20 protein-coding genes and 1 tRNA gene are annotated in these 17,492 nt (G+C 65.8%); 16 read left to right on the top strand and 5 right to left on the bottom strand.

All coding sequences use genetic code 11. The features are described 5' to 3' along the window. Nucleotides 1-181 precede the first annotated feature (181 nt). Genes DEF76_RS04815 through DEF76_RS04780 form a run of 8 tightly spaced genes read left to right on the top strand, consistent with a single transcriptional unit; the run spans nucleotide 182 to nucleotide 6,550 of the window. Complete coding sequence (locus DEF76_RS04815; RefSeq protein WP_114913674.1) at nucleotides 182-652, top strand: SUF system Fe-S cluster assembly regulator; 471 nt, start codon at nucleotides 182-184, stop codon at nucleotides 650-652. Then, the gene (gene sufB / locus DEF76_RS04810) at nucleotides 652-2,148 is read left to right on the top strand and encodes a Fe-S cluster assembly protein SufB (protein WP_114911348.1); all 1,497 of its coding nucleotides are present in this window, start codon (nucleotides 652-654) and stop codon (nucleotides 2,146-2,148) included. Before DEF76_RS04815 ends, sufB begins: the two co-directional genes overlap by 1 nt. 1 nt (nucleotide 2,149) lies before the next feature. Beyond that, complete coding sequence (sufC, locus tag DEF76_RS04805) at nucleotides 2,150-2,914, top strand: Fe-S cluster assembly ATPase SufC (protein WP_114911347.1); 765 nt, start codon at nucleotides 2,150-2,152, stop codon at nucleotides 2,912-2,914. Further along, the gene (gene sufD / locus DEF76_RS04800; RefSeq protein WP_240319108.1) at nucleotides 2,911-4,083 is read left to right on the top strand and encodes a Fe-S cluster assembly protein SufD; all 1,173 of its coding nucleotides are present in this window, start codon (nucleotides 2,911-2,913) and stop codon (nucleotides 4,081-4,083) included. The genes sufC and sufD overlap by 4 nt, the downstream gene beginning before the upstream one ends. Further along, the gene (locus DEF76_RS04795; RefSeq protein WP_114911346.1) at nucleotides 4,080-5,324 is read left to right on the top strand and encodes an aminotransferase class V-fold PLP-dependent enzyme; all 1,245 of its coding nucleotides are present in this window, start codon (nucleotides 4,080-4,082) and stop codon (nucleotides 5,322-5,324) included. The genes sufD and DEF76_RS04795 overlap by 4 nt, the downstream gene beginning before the upstream one ends. Then, entirely contained in the window at nucleotides 5,324-5,788 is a 465-nt protein-coding gene (gene sufU / locus DEF76_RS04790; protein ID WP_114911345.1) for a Fe-S cluster assembly sulfur transfer protein SufU, read from the top strand. The genes DEF76_RS04795 and sufU overlap by 1 nt, the downstream gene beginning before the upstream one ends. Further along, nucleotides 5,772-6,158, top strand: coding sequence for an SUF system Fe-S cluster assembly protein (locus DEF76_RS04785; protein WP_114911344.1), 387 nt, complete (start codon nucleotides 5,772-5,774; stop codon nucleotides 6,156-6,158). Before sufU ends, DEF76_RS04785 begins: the two co-directional genes overlap by 17 nt. Before the next feature lie 23 nt (nucleotides 6,159-6,181). Then, nucleotides 6,182-6,550 carry a HesB/IscA family protein gene (locus DEF76_RS04780; protein ID WP_114913672.1) on the top strand — a complete coding sequence of 123 codons (369 nt, stop codon included), beginning with the start codon at nucleotides 6,182-6,184 and terminating at the stop codon, nucleotides 6,548-6,550. A gap of 46 nt (nucleotides 6,551-6,596) precedes the next feature. Here DEF76_RS04780 and DEF76_RS04775 read toward each other — a convergent pair whose 3' ends face one another. Both DEF76_RS04775 and DEF76_RS04770 read right to left on the bottom strand, forming a co-directional pair. Then, nucleotides 6,597-7,175 carry a thiamine pyrophosphate-dependent enzyme gene (locus tag DEF76_RS04775; RefSeq protein WP_114911343.1) on the bottom strand — a complete coding sequence of 193 codons (579 nt, stop codon included), beginning with the start codon at nucleotides 7,173-7,175 and terminating at the stop codon, nucleotides 6,597-6,599. After that, on the bottom strand, nucleotides 7,172-7,705 hold the full coding sequence (locus DEF76_RS04770) for a thiamine pyrophosphate-binding protein (RefSeq protein WP_114913671.1): 534 nt from the start codon (nucleotides 7,703-7,705) through the stop codon (nucleotides 7,172-7,174). The genes DEF76_RS04775 and DEF76_RS04770 overlap by 4 nt, the downstream gene beginning before the upstream one ends. A gap of 268 nt (nucleotides 7,706-7,973) precedes the next feature. Between DEF76_RS04770 and DEF76_RS04765 the strand changes: the two genes are divergently transcribed. From DEF76_RS04765 to DEF76_RS04750, 4 genes are all read left to right on the top strand, one after another. Beyond that, nucleotides 7,974-9,140, top strand: a complete 1,167-nt coding sequence (locus DEF76_RS04765; protein WP_114911342.1) for an acyl-CoA dehydrogenase family protein — start codon at nucleotides 7,974-7,976, stop codon at nucleotides 9,138-9,140. Between the two features lie 10 nt (nucleotides 9,141-9,150). Then, complete coding sequence (locus DEF76_RS04760) at nucleotides 9,151-10,293, top strand: CaiB/BaiF CoA transferase family protein (protein WP_114911341.1); 1,143 nt, start codon at nucleotides 9,151-9,153, stop codon at nucleotides 10,291-10,293. A gap of 239 nt (nucleotides 10,294-10,532) precedes the next feature. Further along, nucleotides 10,533-11,405, top strand: a complete 873-nt coding sequence (locus DEF76_RS04755; RefSeq protein WP_114911340.1) for a universal stress protein — start codon at nucleotides 10,533-10,535, stop codon at nucleotides 11,403-11,405. 8 nt (nucleotides 11,406-11,413) lie between these two features. After that, a complete protein-coding gene (locus tag DEF76_RS04750; RefSeq protein WP_240319106.1) occupies nucleotides 11,414-11,911 on the top strand; it encodes a MarR family winged helix-turn-helix transcriptional regulator in 498 nt (165 codons plus the stop codon). Between the two features lie 90 nt (nucleotides 11,912-12,001). On the opposite strand, the gene DEF76_RS04745 is transcribed toward DEF76_RS04750, so the two are convergent. Beyond that, the gene (locus tag DEF76_RS04745) at nucleotides 12,002-13,393 is read right to left on the bottom strand and encodes a FliI/YscN family ATPase (RefSeq protein ID WP_114911339.1); all 1,392 of its coding nucleotides are present in this window, start codon (nucleotides 13,391-13,393) and stop codon (nucleotides 12,002-12,004) included. A gap of 114 nt (nucleotides 13,394-13,507) precedes the next feature. On the opposite strand from DEF76_RS04745, the gene DEF76_RS04740 reads away from it, so the two are divergent. The 4 genes from DEF76_RS04740 (at nucleotide 13,508) to DEF76_RS04720 (ending at nucleotide 15,835) form a co-directional block, all read left to right on the top strand. Continuing rightward, nucleotides 13,508-13,583, top strand: a tRNA-Asn gene (locus tag DEF76_RS04740). A gap of 209 nt (nucleotides 13,584-13,792) precedes the next feature. Beyond that, nucleotides 13,793-14,095, top strand: a complete 303-nt coding sequence (locus DEF76_RS04735; RefSeq protein WP_114911338.1) for a hypothetical protein — start codon at nucleotides 13,793-13,795, stop codon at nucleotides 14,093-14,095. A 238-nt stretch (nucleotides 14,096-14,333) separates the two neighbouring features. Further along, nucleotides 14,334-15,350, top strand: coding sequence for an SGNH/GDSL hydrolase family protein (locus tag DEF76_RS04725; protein ID WP_114913669.1), 1,017 nt, complete (start codon nucleotides 14,334-14,336; stop codon nucleotides 15,348-15,350). Next, complete coding sequence (locus DEF76_RS04720) at nucleotides 15,347-15,835, top strand: (2Fe-2S)-binding protein (protein ID WP_114911336.1); 489 nt, start codon at nucleotides 15,347-15,349, stop codon at nucleotides 15,833-15,835. The genes DEF76_RS04725 and DEF76_RS04720 overlap by 4 nt, the downstream gene beginning before the upstream one ends. Here DEF76_RS04720 and DEF76_RS04715 read toward each other — a convergent pair. Together DEF76_RS04715 and DEF76_RS04710 are read right to left on the bottom strand one after the other, a co-directional pair. Further along, on the bottom strand, nucleotides 15,825-16,334 hold the full coding sequence (locus tag DEF76_RS04715; protein WP_114911335.1) for a TRAP transporter small permease: 510 nt from the start codon (nucleotides 16,332-16,334) through the stop codon (nucleotides 15,825-15,827). The genes DEF76_RS04720 and DEF76_RS04715 overlap by 11 nt on opposite strands. An 8-nt stretch (nucleotides 16,335-16,342) precedes the next feature. Beyond that, on the bottom strand, nucleotides 16,343-17,401 hold the full coding sequence (locus tag DEF76_RS04710) for a TRAP transporter substrate-binding protein (RefSeq protein WP_205216111.1): 1,059 nt from the start codon (nucleotides 17,399-17,401) through the stop codon (nucleotides 16,343-16,345). Nucleotides 17,402-17,492 lie beyond the last annotated feature (91 nt).

The raw sequence follows: 17,492 nt of genomic DNA, 5'->3' as shown, positions 1-17,492 counted from the left end.
GGTTTCGCGACGTGCCGGCGACCCTCTTGCTCCCGCGGTTCCAGTTCCGCCGTAACGGCGTGAAAACGCGTAAGAGACGCGCGATCGCTTGACGCCAGCCCTTGACGCTCGCGGTGGGATACGCCACTTCCAAGCTATCAGGACCTATTCGGTCCTCTTACGTCTCACGATGGGATGGATCATGTTGCGTCTTTCCAAGCTGACCGATTATGCCGTGCTGGTGCTGGTGCAACTGGCGCGGGGTGCGGCAGTGCAGACCGCGCCCGGCATCGCTTGCGCGACCCTGGTGCCTGAGCCGACGGTGGCTAAGGTCCTGAAAATCCTCGCGGCGAACGGCCTTGTCACCTCGCTCCGCGGCGCCCGCGGCGGCTATCGGCTGTCGCGCCCGCTCGCCACCCTGCCGGTCGCGGAGGTGATCGCCGCGATCGACGGGCCGATCGCGCTCACGGCGTGCGTCGAGGGCAGCCCGACCGTCTGCGAGCAGCAAGGAAGCTGCCCGATGTCGGGGCGGTGGCTGCGCGTCAATGAGGCGATCCGCGAGGCGCTGGCCGATATCACCCTGGCCGAGATGATCGGAGAGCCGGGCATTGCAGCGCCCCCCATCGCCCAGCCGGCGCCGCGTCCGTCGATCACCGTCGAGGAAACGCTCTGATGTCGGCCCGTATCGAACCACGCGATCCGATCCAAGCCGCGACCGAAAGCGGCTATAAATGGGGGTTCGAGACCGCGATCGACATGGAGATCGCGCCGAAGGGCCTGAGCGAGGACACGATTCGCCTGATCTCGGCGAAGAAGGAAGAGCCGGAATGGCTGCTCGCCTGGCGTCTCAAGGCGTTCGCCGCTTGGCGCGAGACCCGCGAGCCGGAGTGGGCCAAGATCAAGCACCCGCCGATCGATTATCAGGATCTCCACTATTACGCGGCGCCCAAGCGCAAGCCGGGGCCGAAAAGCCTCGCCGAGGTCGATCCGGAATTGCTCGCGACCTATGAAAAGCTTGGCATTCCGCTGCGCGAGCGCGCGATCCTTGCCGGCGTCGAGGGCGCGGGCGAGGCGCGGCCCGATGTCGCGCCCGATGTCGCAATCGACGCGGTGTTCGACAGCGTCTCGGTCGCCACCACCTTTCGCGAAACGCTCGCCAAGGCGGGGGTGATTTTCTGCCCGATCAGCGAGGCGGTGCGCGAGCATCCCGAACTCGTCCGCCGCTATCTCGGCAGCGTGGTGCCGCCAGGTGATAATTTCTTCGCCGCCCTCAATTCGGCGGTGTTCACCGATGGCAGCTTCGTTTTCATCCCCAAGGGCGTGCGCTGCCCGATGGAGCTTTCCACCTATTTCCGCATCAATGCCCGCAACACCGGGCAATTCGAACGCACGCTGATCATCGCCGAAGAGGGGGCTTATGTCAGCTATCTCGAAGGCTGCACCGCCCCCCAGCGCGACGAGAACCAACTCCATGCGGCGGTGGTCGAACTCGTCGCCCTCGATGATGCGACAATCAAATATTCCACCGTGCAGAACTGGTATCCCGGCGACGCCGAAGGCCGCGGCGGGATCTATAATTTCGTCACCAAGCGCGGCGCCTGCCGCGGCGCCCGCAGCAAGATCAGCTGGACGCAGGTTGAAACCGGTTCGGCGATCACCTGGAAATATCCCTCCTGCATCCTCCAAGGCGAAGAGAGCGTCGGCGAATTTTATTCCGTCGCCCTCACCAACCATCATCAGCAGGCCGATACCGGCACCAAGATGATCCATCTCGGCGCCAATACCAAAAGCACGATCATCTCGAAGGGGATCAGCGCCGGGCGTTCGAACAACACCTATCGCGGTCTCGTGCGCATGATGCCGCGCGCGCATGGGGCGCGCAACTTCACCCAGTGCGACAGTCTCTTGATCGGTGATCGCTGCGGCGCCCATACCATCCCCTATATCGAAAGCCGCAATCCGAGCGCCCGGGTGGAACACGAGGCCACCACCTCGAAAATCGCCGACGATCAGCTTTTCTACTGCCGCTCGCGGGGGCTTTCGCAGGAAGACGCGGTCAATCTGATCGTCAATGGATTCTGCAAGGATGTTCTGAAGGAGTTGCCGATGGAATTCGCCGTCGAGGCGCAGAAATTGCTGGCCGTCAGTCTCGAAGGCTCGGTGGGCTGAGATGCTGGAAATTCGTGGCCTCACCGCTGAGATCGACGGCAAGCCGATCCTGAACGGCATCGATCTCGTAGTCCCGACCGGCGAGGTGCATGCCATCATGGGGCCGAACGGCTCGGGCAAGTCGACGCTTTCCTACGTCCTCTCCGGGCGTGACGGCTATCGGGTGACCGGTGGCGAGGTGCGGCTCGACGGTGTCGATCTTCTGGCGCTGGCGCCGGAAGAGCGCGCGACCGCCGGGCTTTTTCTCGCCTTTCAATATCCGGTCGAGCTGCCCGGCGTCGGCAACGCCAATTTTCTCCGCACCGCGCTCAACGCCATCCGTCGCGCCCGCGGCGAAAGCGAACTCGATGCCGTGCAGTTTCTCAAACTCGCTCGCGCGGCACTTCGTGATCTCGCGATGGCGGATGACATGCTGAAGCGCAACGTCAATGTCGGCTTCTCGGGCGGCGAGAAAAAGCGCAACGAAGTGCTGCAGATGGCGATTTTGCGGCCGAAATTCGCGATCCTCGACGAGACCGATTCCGGGCTCGACATCGACGCCCTCAAAATTGTCGCCAATGGCGTCAATGCGTTGCGCGGGCCCGGGTTTTCCGCGCTCGTCATCACTCATTATCAGCGTCTGCTCGATCACATCGTCCCCGATCGTGTGCATGTTCTCGCCGGCGGGCGCATTCTCCGCTCGGGCGGGCCGGAGCTTGCGCAGGCGCTCGAGGAAAGCGGCTATGCCGGGCTCGGCCTGGAGGCGGTCAGCGAGGGCGCGCTATGACCGTCGCGATGGCAAAAACGGCGGCCTTTGCGGCAACCGACTTGCCAAGCCGCAAGCTGGAGGCCTGGAAATATACCGATCTTCGCGCGCTCGCTGCCCTGGCGCCGGTGCCAGCGCCGGCGATTGCCGAGACCGCCGCGCTTGCCGCCGATCTGCCGCCGCTTGCCGGCCCGCGTCTCGTCTTCATCAATGGTCGACGCGCGGCCTCGCTCTCGGTCTCGCCGCCGGTGAGCGTGAGCGACGAGTGCGCGCACGAAACTGGCCGCGCACATCCCGAGCCGGCGCCGCTCGCCGCCCTCAATGCCCGCTTCGCCGCCTTGGGTGCCGCAATCCACGTGCCCGCGGGGGTTGATGCTGGCACCCTGGCACTCGTCCATCTCACCCTCGCCGAAGACGCGACGCCGGTCTTCGTCCATCCCCGGCATCGTATCACGCTTGCGGCCGGGGCGACGCTCACCGTGATCGAATACGCCACCGGCCATGGCGTTTACTGGCATAATCCGGTCTTCGAAATCACGCTCGCGCCCGGCGCGACCTTGCGCCACGTCCGCATCCAGGCCGAGGACCACGAAAGCTTTCACACCGCGACCCTTTTCGTCGATCTTCTCGCCGGCGCCCGCTATGACGCCTTCACCCTTGGCGTCGGCGCACGGCTCGCGCGCAGTGAAACCCACGCCCGGCTCGGTGGTACCGGCGCGCACGCGGCGCTCAGCGGCGTGCAATTGCTGCGCGGCAATCAGCATGGCGACATCACCAGCGTCGTCGCCCATGACGCGCCCGGCGGTACCTCGCGCCAGACGGTGAAAAACGTCCTCGACGGCCGCGCCCGTGCGGTGTTTCAGGGGCGCATCGAGGTCGCGCGCGCCGCGCAAAAAACCGATGGCTATCAGATGAGCCAAGCCTTGCTATTGTCGCCGGAGGCGGAGATCGACTGCAAGCCGGAGCTGGAAATTTTCGCCGACGACGTCAAATGCAGCCATGGCGCGACGATCGGCGCCCTCGATCCCGAGCAACTCTTTTACCTCCGCGCGCGCGGCATTCCCGAGGCGACAGCGCGGGCGATGCTGGTGCGCGCGTTTCTCGATGAGGCGATCGAGGGCGTTGCCGATGGCGCCGCTCGCGCCCTGCTCGAAAGCGCGATCGGCGGCTGGTGGGAGGGCGCGCAATGAACGCCGGACGCGATCCGGTTACGCTCGATGTCGCGCGGGTGCGCGCCGATTTTCCCATTCTCGCGCAGAAAGTGCATGGGCGGGATTTGGTGTTTCTCGATAGCGCGGCATCGGCGCAGAAGCCGCGCGCGGTGATCGCGGCGATGACAGCGGCGATGGAGACGCAATACGCCAATGTCCATCGCGGTCTCCATTGGATGAGCGAGCGCACCACCGAAGCCTATGAGGCGGCGCGTGACGCCGTCGCCCGGCTTTTGAACGCGCGTGATCGCCACGAAATCGTTTTCACCCGCAACAGCACGGAGGCGATCAATCTCGTCGCCCACAGCTATGGCCACGGTGTGCTTCGCCCCGGCCAGGCGGTGGTGATTTCGGAGATGGAGCATCATTCCAACATCGTGCCGTGGCAGATGCTGCGCGATGCGCATGGCGTCGAGCTGCGCATCGCGCCGATCACCGAGGCCGGAGAATTTGATCTCGAAAGCCTGAGCCGCTTGCTCGAGGATGGCAAGGTCGGCCTCGTCGCGCTCACCCATATGTCGAACGTGCTCGGAACCTATGCGCCGGCGGCGCGGCTCGCCCGCCTCGCGCATGCGCATGGCGCGAAGCTGCTGCTCGATGGCTCGCAAGCGATCGTCCACCGCAAGGTCGACGTGCAGGAGATCGATTGCGATTTCTATGTCTTCACCGGCCACAAGCTCTATGGCCCGACCGGGATCGGCGCGCTCTGGGCGCGGCGCGAGCTGCTCGAACGCATGCCGCCATTTCTTGGCGGCGGCGACATGATCGCCTCGGTCAGTTTTGCGCGCAGCGAATGGGCGCAGGTGCCGCATAAATTCGAGGCCGGCACACCGGCGATTTTGGAGGCGATCGGCCTCGCCGCCGCCATCGCCTATGTCGAGGCGATCGGCTATCCGGCGATCGCGGCGCATGAGGCGGCACTCACCGACCATGCGCTCGCGCGCCTCGCCGCGATCCCGGGCCTGCGGATTTTTGGCGCAGCACAAGATCGCGGCGGCGTCGTGAGTTTCACCCTCGATGGCGCGCATCCGCATGATGTCGCAACCCTCCTCGACCGCCAAGGAATCGCCGTCCGCGCCGGCCATCATTGCGCCGAGCCCTTGATGCATCGTTTGGGAGTGGAAAGCACCGCGCGGGCGAGCTTCGCGCTTTACACGACGCCGGCGGAAATCGATGCTCTCGCCGAAGGGCTTTTGCGCGTCTCGGAGTTTTTTGCCTGATGTTCGAGGATCTCCGCGATCTTTATCAAGACGTCATTCTCGATCACGGCCGCAGGCCGCGCCATAGCGGCAAACTTGCCGCCTATGATGCGAGCGCGCGCGGCGACAATCCGCTCTGCGGCGATCGGATTACGCTCTGGCTGCAATACGCGCCGACCGGCGCGATCGCGCGCGCCGGGTTCGAGGCCAAAGGCTGCGCGATCAGCATCGCCTCCGCCGATCTCATGGCCGAAACCATCGCCGGGCTCGATGCCGAGGCGGCACGCACGCTTGCCGGCGCCATGCAGACCCTTGCCAAGACCGGGCAAGCGCCGCCTCTCGACGCGGCGCTTGCCGAACGCCTCGAACGGCTTTTACCGCTCGCGGGGGTGCATGAATTTCCCTCGCGCGTAAAGTGCGCGACCCTGCCATGGCACGCGCTGCTCGCCGCCCTCGCCGGCACGGAGGATGCTTCCAGTGAATGACCAACCGAACAGCGATCCGCAGCGTGCCGCGCATGGCGCCTGGACGCCGGCCGGAGAAACCGTGCCGCCGCCCAGCGAAGACGCCGTGATCGCCGCCATCGCCACCGTCTATGATCCCGAAATTCCCGTGAATATCTACGAACTCGGCCTGATCTACGCGATCGAGATCGGCGATGATGGTCTCGTCAAGATCGAGATGACGCTGACCGCGCCGGCCTGCCCGAGCGCACAGGAATTGCCCGCCCAGGTCGAAGACGCGGTGGCCGCCCTGCCCGGCGTGCGCGGCGTCTCGGTGGAGACCGTTTGGGATCCGCCGTGGGATCCGAGCCGGATGAGCGAAGAAGCGCGGCTCGCGCTCAACATGTTTTGATACGGAGGGATGATACGATGACCATGACGCTCCGCCCCGCCGGCACCACGCCACGTCGCGGCCTGCCGCCGCTGCTGACCCTGAGCGAGGCCGCGGTCGCACGCCTGCGCCGGCTTTACGAGAGCGGCGAGGAAGGCCGCCTGCTCCGCGTTGCCGTTGGCACCAAGGGGTGTTCCGGCCTTTCCTATCAGATGAGCTGGGTGGACGCGCCTGGCCCCGGCGACGAGACCATCACCCAGGATGGCGTCACCGTGCTGATCGACCGCCAAGCCACTCTCTTTCTCATCGGCACGACGATGGATTATCGCGAAAGCGCGCTCGAATCCGGGTTCACGTTCGTCAACCCGAACGAAAAGGGCCGCTGCGGCTGCGGCGAGAGTTTCCACGTCTGATAAAGCGTTCGGCGACCTTGCGCGTCAGCGCTGAACGCGCCTCATCTCAGGGTTCGGCGAGGCCGAGCCCGGCGCGAAACCGTTGCGTAAGGAACGCGCCGTCGCGCGGCGGGAGAACACGCGGCTTCTCACCTGGCGCGATGCGGACGACGGCGAAAAGCGGCCCGTCCCGGTGGATCGCGCGGGCGAGCTGATCGAGGCCGGCCTCGTCGGCGATGGTCGAGGTATTTTCCCAGCCGCAGCCTTTGGCGATGGCGGCGAGGTTGACGCCATGCGCGGTGTGGCTCAATTGCGCGCCAGTTTCGCCGTAGCGCCGGTTATCGAGCACGACGATCGCGAGATTGCGGGCGCCGGCAACGGCGATCGTTGCCAAGGCGCCGAGGCCCATCAGCATCTCGCCATCGCCAGTGACCACCAGGACACGCCGCTCCGGCTGCGCGAGCGCAAGACCAAGGCCGACCATCGCCGCCCCGCCCATCGCCCCCCAGAGATAGAAATTCTCCACCCGATCGCCGCACGCCGCGACATCATAAGACGCCGAGCCGAGCCCGGTGACGACGAGAAGATCGCGCCGCCCGGCGAGGAGGGCGGCCACCACCGCCCGCCGGTCCAAACCTTCGCTCATGGCGCCGCCTCCGTCGCAACAAATTGCTTGGCCCCGATCAGGCGTTGGGAGAACAACACGGCGACGCTGACCCGGCTATCGTAAGCGAGATTGGCGGCAGCGGCGACCATCGGCGCCACCTCCCCGGCCGTGCTGGCGCGATGAGTGATGACGCCGGCGGCACGCAGCACCGCTTCCGTCGCCTGCCCCATCGGCACTTGCCAGGGATTGAACTCCCCCCATTCGCCGCGCATCGTCACCAGCATCAACAGCGGCGCCCGACAATTCGTCGGCAGGGAAAGCATGTTGATGCAGTTGCCCACCCCCGAGGATTGCATGAGAAGCACAGCGCGAACCCCGCCGAGCCAAGCGCCAGCCGCGAGCGCGATCCCTTCCTCCTCCGTCGTCAAAACGATGGTGTTGAGTGACGGGTCTTCATGCGCGCGGGTGATCAGCCGAGCATGCCCGGCATCCGGGACATAGGCGATCTGGCGCACCGCGGCGCGCTTGAGGGCTGCGAAAACTTGATCGGGCCAGTCTGGCGTGTTCATGACATGACGTCTCCCCACTGGCGTGAATTTGCCCCCGTGGCCGGCGTGCGGCAAGCTTGCGCCTTGGCCATGGGCGGCATAAAAAGAAGAGATGTTCTTTTTTGAAAAAAAGAACCAAAAAACTTTTGTCATTGTGTTTGAGGGGCGATGCTGCTGGCATTGCTCCAACGGAGAAAAGTCTTTTTGCTTTTTTTCTGAAGTCAAAAGAAGTTTTTCTTGTGATAGATGCTGTGTTTTTTGTTGATTGCCATCGAGACCGGGAGAAATCATGACGCTGAGCGACGCCGCCTTGCCGCATGCCGAAATTCGCGAAGAAGTGAAAAAGCTCTGCGCCCGCTTCCCCGGCGAATACTGGCGCAAGCTTGACACCGCGCGCGCCTATCCGAGCGAATTCGTCGCCGCGCTCACCGAGGCCGGCTATCTCTCGGTGCTGATCCCCGAGGAATATGGCGGTGCCGGCCTCGGCCTCGGCGCTGCCTCGGCAATTCTCGAGACCATCCATGCCGAGGGCGCCAACGGCGCCGCCTGTCACGCCCAGATGTACACCATGGGCACCGTGCTGCGCCACGGCACGGAAGCGCAGAAGCGCCGTTATCTCCCCGAAATCGCCGCCGGGCGCCTGCGGCTTCAGGCTTTTGGTGTCACCGAGCCGACCAGCGGCACCGATACCGGAGCACTCCGCACCACGGCGCGACGGGAAGGCGATCGCTACATCGTCAACGGCCAAAAAGTCTGGACCAGCCGCGCCGAGCATTCCGACCTCATGCTGCTGCTCGCGAGAACCCAAAAGCGCGAGGAAGGCCGCAAGAAAACCGACGGGCTTTCGGTCTTTCTCGTCGATATGCGCGAAGTGCTCGGCCGCGGCCTCACCATCCGCCCGATCCGCACGATGATGAACCATAATTCCTGCGAGGTGTTTTTCGACAACATGGAAATCCCCGCCGACAGCCTGATCGGCGTCGAGGGCAAAGGGTTCCGCTACATTCTTGACGGCATGAATGCCGAACGGCTGCTGATCGCCTCCGAATCGATCGGTGATGCCAAATGGTTCACCGCGCGCTCGGTCGCCTATGCCAATGAGCGGCGGGTGTTTGACCGCCCGATCGGCCAGAACCAGGGCGTGCAGTTCCCGATCGCGCGCGCCTATGCGCAGTGGCGCGCGGCGGAACTGATGGTCCATCGCGGTTGCGAGAAGTTCGAGGCTGGGCTCCCCTGTGGCGAGGAGGCGAACATGGCAAAGCTGCTGGCCGCCGACGCCGCTTGGGCCGCCGCCGAGACCTGCGTTCAAACCCATGGCGGCTTCGGTTTCGCCGAGGAATACGACATCGAACGCAAATTCCGCGAAACCCGCCTCTATCAGGTGGCGCCGATCTCGACCAACCTCATCCTCTCCTACATCGCCGAGCATGTGCTCGGCCTGCCGCGTAGCTACTGAGGGGGCGAGGATGGGAAAACCGCTCGCCGGGCTGCTCGTGCTCTCGCTCGAGCAAGCCGTCGCCGCACCCTATTGCGCCTCGCGCCTTGCCGATGCCGGGGCGCGGGTGATCAAGGTCGAACGCCCAGACGGCGATTTCGCGCGCGGCTATGACGCGGTCGCGAAAGGGCAGTCGAGCTACTTCGTCTGGCTCAATCGCGGCAAGGAGAGCCTGGTCGCCGATCTCAAGAACCCCGACGACGCGGCACTGCTCCATCGCATCGCCGCACGGGCTGATGTGTTCATACAAAACCTCGCCCCGGGCGCGGCGGCGCGGGCCGGATTCGGCGCGGCTGAACTCCGCCGCCGCCACCCCCGCCTGATCACCGTCGATATCTCCGGCTACGGCGAAAGCGGCGATTATGCGTCGATGAAAGCCTATGATCTCCTGGTGCAGGCGGAATCGGGCCTTGCGATGATCACCGGCCATCCCGCGGGACCGGGCCGGGTTGGGGTTTCGGCCTGCGATATCGCTTGCGGTATGGCCGCCCACGCCGCCGTGCTCGAGGCGCTGATCGAGCGCGGCCGCACCGGCCAGGGAAAAGGCATCGCCGTCAGCCTGTTCGATGGCATGGCCGATTGGATGAACGTGCCGCTGCTGTTCTATGAGGGCACCGGCAAAACCCCGCCGCGCATGGGCCTCGCCCACCCCTCGATCTGCCCCTACGGCGCGTTCGCGACCCGCGATCAGGCGCTGATCCTGATCGCGATCCAGAACGAGCGCGAATGGGCGAATTTCTGCCGCGATTTCCTGCGGGAGCCGGATTTGCCGCAAAAGCCCGGGTTCGAGACCAACACCATCCGGGTGAGCGAGCGAGCGAGGGTAGACGCGCATATCGCCGCCGTGTTCGCGACGCTTTCGCGCGAGGAGGCGTCAGTGCGGCTGCGGGCTGCCAATATCGCCTTCGGTTTCGTCAATGATTGCGCCGGCCTGCAAGCGCACCCGGCCTTGCGCCGCGTCACCGTCGCGACGCCGAACGGCGATGTGGCCCTTGCCGCGCCACCCGCCCTCTTTAGCGATGGGCCACGCGCCCTCGGTCCGGTTCCGGCGCTCGGCGCGCACTCTGCGGCGATCCGGGAAGAGTTCGGGGATGGCGGAGCGATGGCAGTATAGTCGGACATCTCCCAAAACCCTCGCATTTTTGAGGCGGCTGTGAGTTCCGCGGTTCTGCTTTGTGGGGGCGATCATGGGTGCGGGTCCGCCGCGGCGTGCGGAGAGGCGACGCTGTTCGCGAGCCTCGCCGGCGGCGTCCAGCCAGCCGGCCCCTCTAACCTCCGCCGCCGTGCTTTTTTCCCATCCGGCTCGGCTGCTGTTATCATGGTTGCGATGCGTGAGTATGGGAGGCTTCGGCGATGGCCATTCGTAAAATCCTGCTGCCCCTGACCAGCACCGATTCCGGCGCGGGCGAGGCCGCGCTTGCCACGGCGCTTCTGGTGGCACAGCTCTGGCGGGCGCATGTGCTGGCGCTGCATGTTCGGGTCGATAGCCGCGACGTCGCGCCGCTCGCCGGCGAGGGGCTGTCGGGGGCGATGATCGAGGAGATGATGACAGCGACCGAGCGCGAGGCGACCGAACGGGCGCGCAAGATCCACGCCATGTTCGATCGCTTCGTCAGCGCGCACGGCGTTGCGGTTGCCGAGGCGCGCGCCGGCGCGGAGACGGCGACGGCCCATTTCGCCGCGATCACCGGGCGCGAGGAGGATCTGGTGGCGCAGCAGGCGCGGCTCGCCGATCTCACCGTGGTGCCGTCGCCGCGCCCGGATGGCGATGCCTCGTCGTCGGACGCGCTGCATGCGGTCTTATTCGACAGCGGCCGGCCGGTGCTGATCGCGCCGCAAACCGCGCCGACCGCGATCGGGCAGCGGATCTGCCTCGCCTGGAACGGTACCGCCGAAAGCGCTGCCGCCGTGCAAGCGGCGCTGCCCTGGCTGCAACGCGCCGCCGCCGTGCGTATCCTCTCGGCGCAGGAATATCAGCGGCGTGGGCCGGGCGCCTCCGATCTCGCCGAGTATCTCGCCCTCCATAACATCAAAGCCGATCTCGCGACCTTCCAGCCGGTCGAGCGCGACGTCGGCGCTGGCATCCTCGCCGCCTGCCGCGCCTTTGCCGCCGACCTCCTGGTGATGGGGGCTTACTCGCATTCGCGGCTGCGCCAGCTCATTCTCGGTGGCGTCACCCGCCACGTCCTCGAACACGCCGAGCTACCGGTGATGATGAACCGCTAAACCGCGCCATGAACCAGACCGAGACCGCTGCCATGAATGATGCCGCGACGGCGGCGGCACTGCGCGCCTATGTCAAGCTGTTTCGCGCCAGTCGCGCCATTCTCGCCCGTGTCGAACCCGGCTTGGCGGCGCACGGCCTGACCGCGACCCAGCTCGGCGTGCTCGAGGTGATTTGGCATCAGGGGCCGCTGACTCAAGGCGAGCTTGGCCGCAAGGTGCTGACTAGCGCCGGCAATATGACCGACGTCGTCGATAAGCTCTCAAACCGTGGTCTGGTGCGGCGGGTGCGCGACCTTGCCGATCGGCGGCATGTGCGGGTGGAACTCACGGGATGCGGGCGCGATCTCATCGCCGCCGTCTTCCCGCGTCATGCCCAAGACATCACCCGCGCCATGAGCGGGCTTTCGCCCTGCGAGCTGGAGCTGCTCGGAACCCTGCTCCGCCAGCTCGGCCGGCATGCCGCCGGCGAAGAGGCAGCCTTGGACGACGCCGTTAGAGCAAGGTAGGGTTTGCTTGAACCATCCTGTTCAATCAAAACCGGCCAACTTGCTCGCCAAAATAGGGGTTGAGCGTGATCGACGTAAACCGATCGCGCTCTAGTCGCTGAGGATCGCCGCGAGGTCGCGGAAGCCCTCCTCAATCGTCACCCGCTCCTCGCGCGTCTGGGCGAGGAGGGTTTCGATCGCGCGGCCCTTCTCCAGGATGCGGTCGAATTCGCCGTTGCGCCCGGCCTCGTAGACGCCCATTTCCAAAAGCCGGGTCAGCTCGGCATAGCGGGCGAGGATGGCGCGGCCGCGTTGCGCCAACGCCATGTCGGCGGGCGGCGTCGCTTGCGCCATGGTGCGCGAGAGTGAGCGCGCGACGTCGACCGGCGGATAGCGCCCGCCCTCGGCGATCCGCCGGTCGAGCACGATATGGCCATCGAGAATGCCGCGCACCGCGTCGGCGATCGGCTCGTCATGATCGTCACCATCAACAAGGACGGTGAAAATTCCGGTGATGAAGCCGGCCTCGCCCGCTTCAGTCTCGACGCCCGGGCCGGCGCGTTCGAGCAGCCGCGGCAGTTCGGTGAACACGCTCGCCGGATAGCCGCGCGCCGCTGGAAATTCGCCCGAGGAGAGCGCAATCTCGCGTAACGACTGGCAATAGCGGGTGACGCTGTCCATCACCAGCAGCACCGATCGCCCCTCGTCGCGGAAATGCTCGGCGATCGCCATCGCGGCATGAGCGGATTCGCGGCGCGCCAGCGGTGGCGCGTCGGAGGTCGCGACGACGACGACGCTTTGGCGCATTTTTTCGGCGCCGAGATGCTCTTCGATGAATTCGCGCACTTCCCGCCCGCGCTCGCCGATCAGCGCCAGCACCACGACATCGCATTCGGTATGGCGGGCGATCATCGAAAGCAGCGTCGATTTGCCGACGCCGCTCGCGGCAAACAGGCCGAGGCGCTGGCCGAGGGAGGCGGTGGCGAAGCTGTTGAGAACGCGCACCCCGAGATCGAGCCGGCCGCCGAGCCGCGCCCGCGCGGTCGCCGGCGGTGGCGACGCGCGGAGCAACCGGCGACGCGGGCCGGCGGGAAGGTAGCCTTTGCCGTCGAGCGGCGCGCCGAACGGATCGATCACCCGCCCGAGCCAGCCATCGGAGACGAAAAGCCCGCCGCGATCAGCGAACGGCTCCGCCTCGCCGCTGGCGAGCGCCCGCGCGCTGGCCTCGATCCGCGCTTCCATCCCGGCGCGGATGCGCTCGGTATGGCCGAGCGTCATCGCTGTCTGGCTGGTGTCGGAAAACCCCAGAATCTCGGCGGGGATGGGGCGCTCGCCGGCGCCGTGGATGGTGACGCGCTGGCCAATGGCGGCGTGGTGGGAGAGCCCGGCGATCTCGACCGCAAGGCCGGAAACCCCGCGCACCTGGCCGGCAACCATCGCAACCGGCAGGTCGGCCAGCATTTCGTTGATTTGCCCGAGGGAAGCAAGGAAATCACTGCGCATACGGCGATCATGCCGGCGAGATCTTACCAGACGATAAAGAGGCATCGCGGATGCGGCCACCGCACAAAAGGGGGTTTGCACCCGCCCTCCCCTCGGCTATAGGAGCCGAGCCGTTCCCGGATAGCTCAGTCGGTAGAGCAAGCGGCTGTTAACCGCTGGGTCGTAGGTTCGAGTCCTACTCCGGGAGCCAAAATCCCCGCCATCGTCACGAAAACCCGTTCGCGAGCTACCCCCCCCCGGCGCATTGACATCGCCGCTTGGCCACACCATGTTGCATTGCACAAAGACGCTATGACCCCGATCCTGGCCCCGTCGCCGGGATCCGTGCGTTGCGCCTGACGGGGCGGAAATGTCCTTTTTGGTGGCAGGATCGCTGCTGCCCGGGAAAGGATCGCATCGATGGCCCTATTTGATGAAATCGGTGAAACCCTGCTGCGGCGCCATGAAGGCGGCCGCGACATCGCGCTCAGTTTGGCGGACGGCGCGCGCACGCTGCGCCAGCGCTTCCGCCATTTGTTCGGCCGCCTCCAACGCGGGGTGGCAGCGGCGGCGCACAATCAGGAGGAGCCCGGCGCCGACGACCCGACGCGCCTTGCCGGCCCGTCATTCGCAGCACAAGAGCCCGATCTCGCCAAGGAGGCGGGACCGAACGGGCGGCAGATCTCCGGCTGGGCGATGGGTGATCCGGGACAGCCGGGATAGCCCGCCGCCGCGCGGCATGACGGCGCAAGAAGCGTCCGTGTTCGTTGATCTCGTCGTTCGGCATCCGCAAAATCCCGCTTCAGCCAAAACGGACAAACGTCTTTTTGCTTCTTTTTCTTCAGAAAAAGAAGTTTTTTTTCTCCCTTCTCGCGCCAACCTTGCGCCATCGCCGCGCTTGCCTCGCCGCCGGCCACGGCGCTAACGTAAGCGTGAAAACGCATAAAATGGGAGGCTGGCGATGCCGCAAGGGCTTTACGCTTGGCTGTTGGCGGGCGGGATGGTTTTGGGCGCGGGGATTGTTTCCGCCCCAGCGTTGGCCGGTGACTATGCGGCGCTTTACGCGTTCGGCGATAGTCTTTCTGATGCCGGCAACGCCTTTATCGCGACAGGCGGCACCGAGCCGGTCAGCCCGCCCTATTCCGATGGCCGGTTCAGCAATGGCCCGGTCTGGGTGCAGGATCTGGCGAACCAGCTCGGATTGCCGGCGCTCACGGCGAGCCTCGCCGGCGGCACCGATTTCGCGGTTGGCGGCGCACAGACCGGGACGACTCCGGTTCACACCGCCAATCTCTCCGATCTACCGGCGCAGCTCACGGCGTTCCAAGCCACCGTGCCAACCCCCGCCTCAGGCGCGCTTTATACGCTCTGGATCGGCGCCAATGATCTCTTCAGCATCCTCGGCACACCCGGCATCAGCACGGCGACGGCGATGGCGGATGCCACTGCCGCGGTCAGCAATGTGGTGACCTTCGTCGCCGGCCTCGCGGCCGATGGCGCGAAGAATTTGCTCCTCGTTACTGTCCCCAATCTCGGCGTGGTGCCCGCGATCACCAAGCTTGGATCGGCCGCGGAGACCGAGGCGACCGATCTCTCCGCCTATTTCGACCAGGCCCTGGTCAGCGCCGTTGGCGGCGAGGCGGCGGGCGCGGGAATGCATCTTTCGATTCTCGACAGTTTCGGCCTGCTTGATGACGCAATCGCCGATCCGGCCGCGTTCGGATTCAGCAACGTCACCACCCCGTGCTGGACCGGCAATGATACCAACGCCAGCAGCGGCACGCGCTGCGCGAGCACCATCGCCGGGCAGGATCAATATCTGTTCTGGGATCAGGTGCATCCGACCGCGGCGGGGCAGCAGATCATCGCCGACGCGGCGTTTGCGGAAGTGCCGGAGCCGGGCTCGCTCGCCCTGCTTTTGGCGGGGCTCGGTGCGCTCGGCCTCGTTCGCCATCGCCGCGGCACGCCCGCCGCATGAGTGACGCCGTTGCCGTTACGCTCTCGGTCAATGGCGAGCGGATCGCGGCGCGCGTGTCGCCGCGCCTCCATCTCGCCGATTTCCTCCGCGATACGCTCGGCCTCACCGGCACCCATGTCGGTTGCGAGCAGGGCGTGTGCGGCGCCTGCACCGTTGTGGTTGACGGCGCGCCGGTGCGCGGCTGCCTCATGCTCGCCGTCCAAGCCGATGGCGCGGCGGTGGAAACCATCGAAGGCTTGAGCGCGAGCGGCGCGATCGCCGATTTGCAGGCAGCGTTTGTTGCGGTCAATGCGCTGCAATGCGGCTTTTGCACGCCGGGGATGCTGATCACCGCGCGGGATTTGCTCCTGCGCGAGAAAAACCCTGATCGTGCCAGCATCCGCGCGCATCTTTCCGGCAATTACTGCCGCTGCACCGGCTATCAGGCGATCATCGACGCGGTGGCGATGGTGGCGCGTGGCGAGATGGCCGCGATCAGCGAGTAATGTCTTGGCCTGGGCTGCCGCTCTTCATCGGCCTTAGGCCTTCCTCTGCCGGCCGCAGCAAACGCAGCACCGCGAGCAGAAAACCGCAGGCAAAGCCGAGCCAGGCGAGCGCCTGAAACGGCCAGAGCGGCAGGTTGAGGTCGTAGCTCGCCTCGCCGCTCGCTTTGGTATCGAGCGTTTTCATCGCCATCGTCCCGGCGAGCGCCGCCATGGCCAGCGCGAGCACGAGATCATCAAAGCGCGCGAGCCACCGCCGGGCCGGCACCGGCACGGCGTTCCAGAGGAGATCGACGGTGATGTGCTCGCCGCGATAGCCAGTAACCGCGATGCCCCAGAAAATCAGAATACCGAGCAGGTTGCGCCCGAGATCGTAGCTATCCGGGATCGACCAGTTGAAGACATAGCGCAGCACCACCGAAACGAAGGTGAGCGCGGCGACGAGCGCGAGCAGCCCGCCCGCCGCCCGCTCGATCGCGCCGATCAGGCGGAAACCGGCCATTGCCGCGCTCAATATTGCGCGTGGTGGGCGACGAGGCTGGCGTCGAACGCCTTGGCGATGGCGTCTGGGTCGGCGCCGGCGCGTTTGACCGCCGCCGCCCAATCCTGATGCAGCGGCGCTGCCGCATCACGCCAGGCTTTGAGCTGTTCGGGGCTCAAGGTCAAAATGGTCTGACCCGGCTCGGCGGCAACCTTGGCGCGGCCGGCAACCTCGAAATCCGCCCAGGGGCTGGCGAAACGCACCGCCCAATCGGCGTTGCAATGGGCATCGATCACCGCTTTCTGGTCGGGCGCGAGCCCCTCATAGCGCGCCTTGTTGATGACCCAGACGAAGGTGGTGACATAGAAATTGGCATCGATATGGTATTTCACCACCTTGTCGATGCCGAACAGCACGAGCGAGCCCCAGGGGAAGAAAATCCCGTCCGCGACGCGGCGTTCCAGCAGGTCGCGCGCCGCCGGCGCCGAGGCCTGGACGTTGGTGCCACCGAGCAGGGTGACGAAATTACCGATCGTCGCATCCGCCGGGCGCAGCTTGAGGCCGCGAATATCGGCCGGCATCAGCACCTGCCGCCGCGTGTGCAGCGTGCCGGGGTCGTGCATGAAGGCGAAGCAGTAATGCACGTCTTTCATCTCGCGCGCGGCATAGGCGCGATACCAGTCATCGAGGGCGGCGGAGCCGGTTTTCGCGTCGTGATACTGAAACGGCAGATCGCTGAGGGCGAGAATGGGAAACCGCCCGGGCTGATAGCCGGGATTGACGAAGCTCACATCGGCGATGCCATCGCGCGCGAGATCGTAATGATCGAACGCCTTGCCGAGCTGCTCGGCGGGAAAGATCACCGAGGTCAGTGAGCCATGCGAGTCGGCCTGGATCGACGCCGCCCATGCCTCCACCGATTTTTGCAGCGGATGCGCTGGCGGCAGCCAGTGCGCGAGTTTCAGCTCGACCTTCTGGTCCTCGGCCCGGGCGAGGCCGGGGAGGCTCAGCGCCGCGAGCACGCCGGCCGCCATCCCGGCGATCCAGCGCAAGCGAGATTTCTGGCGGTTTCTGATGGATTTTGTCATTTTTCCTCCCCCGGCGACACCGCGCGGCGCCGCCTCATGGTTATTATTCATAGATATCGGCGCCGTTCAATTGGCCCGGTGCTCGCGCTTC

It is taken from the genome of Acidibrevibacterium fodinaquatile (assembly GCF_003352165.1).
Taxonomy (GTDB): Bacteria; Pseudomonadota; Alphaproteobacteria; order Acetobacterales; family Acetobacteraceae; genus Acidibrevibacterium; species Acidibrevibacterium fodinaquatile.
The sequence above is the reverse complement of the archived record's forward strand: the minus strand, read 5'-3'. Positions and strand labels throughout refer to the sequence as shown.

What these genes read in the sequence shown, in the direction of transcription:
- DEF76_RS04815 (WP_114913674.1), top strand. Translation starts at nt 182, where the DNA reads ATGTTGCGTCTTTCCAAGCTGACCGATTATGCCGTGCTGGTGCTGGTG.
- sufB (WP_114911348.1), top strand. Translation starts at nt 652, where the DNA reads ATGTCGGCCCGTATCGAACCACGCGATCCGATCCAAGCCGCGACCGAA.
- sufC (WP_114911347.1), top strand. Translation starts at nt 2,150, where the DNA reads ATGCTGGAAATTCGTGGCCTCACCGCTGAGATCGACGGCAAGCCGATC.
- sufD (WP_240319108.1), top strand. Translation starts at nt 2,911, where the DNA reads ATGACCGTCGCGATGGCAAAAACGGCGGCCTTTGCGGCAACCGACTTG.
- DEF76_RS04795 (WP_114911346.1), top strand. Translation starts at nt 4,080, where the DNA reads ATGAACGCCGGACGCGATCCGGTTACGCTCGATGTCGCGCGGGTGCGC.
- sufU (WP_114911345.1), top strand. Translation starts at nt 5,324, where the DNA reads ATGTTCGAGGATCTCCGCGATCTTTATCAAGACGTCATTCTCGATCAC.
- DEF76_RS04785 (WP_114911344.1), top strand. Translation starts at nt 5,772, where the DNA reads ATGCTTCCAGTGAATGACCAACCGAACAGCGATCCGCAGCGTGCCGCG.
- DEF76_RS04780 (WP_114913672.1), top strand. Translation starts at nt 6,182, where the DNA reads ATGACGCTCCGCCCCGCCGGCACCACGCCACGTCGCGGCCTGCCGCCG.
- DEF76_RS04775 (WP_114911343.1), bottom strand. Translation starts at nt 7,175, where the DNA reads ATGAGCGAAGGTTTGGACCGGCGGGCGGTGGTGGCCGCCCTCCTCGCC.
- DEF76_RS04770 (WP_114913671.1), bottom strand. Translation starts at nt 7,705, where the DNA reads ATGAACACGCCAGACTGGCCCGATCAAGTTTTCGCAGCCCTCAAGCGC.
- DEF76_RS04765 (WP_114911342.1), top strand. Translation starts at nt 7,974, where the DNA reads ATGACGCTGAGCGACGCCGCCTTGCCGCATGCCGAAATTCGCGAAGAA.
- DEF76_RS04760 (WP_114911341.1), top strand. Translation starts at nt 9,151, where the DNA reads ATGGGAAAACCGCTCGCCGGGCTGCTCGTGCTCTCGCTCGAGCAAGCC.
- DEF76_RS04755 (WP_114911340.1), top strand. Translation starts at nt 10,533, where the DNA reads ATGGCCATTCGTAAAATCCTGCTGCCCCTGACCAGCACCGATTCCGGC.
- DEF76_RS04750 (WP_240319106.1), top strand. Translation starts at nt 11,414, where the DNA reads ATGAACCAGACCGAGACCGCTGCCATGAATGATGCCGCGACGGCGGCG.
- DEF76_RS04745 (WP_114911339.1), bottom strand. Translation starts at nt 13,393, where the DNA reads ATGCGCAGTGATTTCCTTGCTTCCCTCGGGCAAATCAACGAAATGCTG.
- DEF76_RS04735 (WP_114911338.1), top strand. Translation starts at nt 13,793, where the DNA reads ATGGCCCTATTTGATGAAATCGGTGAAACCCTGCTGCGGCGCCATGAA.
- DEF76_RS04725 (WP_114913669.1), top strand. Translation starts at nt 14,334, where the DNA reads ATGCCGCAAGGGCTTTACGCTTGGCTGTTGGCGGGCGGGATGGTTTTG.
- DEF76_RS04720 (WP_114911336.1), top strand. Translation starts at nt 15,347, where the DNA reads ATGAGTGACGCCGTTGCCGTTACGCTCTCGGTCAATGGCGAGCGGATC.
- DEF76_RS04715 (WP_114911335.1), bottom strand. Translation starts at nt 16,334, where the DNA reads ATGGCCGGTTTCCGCCTGATCGGCGCGATCGAGCGGGCGGCGGGCGGG.
- DEF76_RS04710 (WP_205216111.1), bottom strand. Translation starts at nt 17,401, where the DNA reads ATGACAAAATCCATCAGAAACCGCCAGAAATCTCGCTTGCGCTGGATC.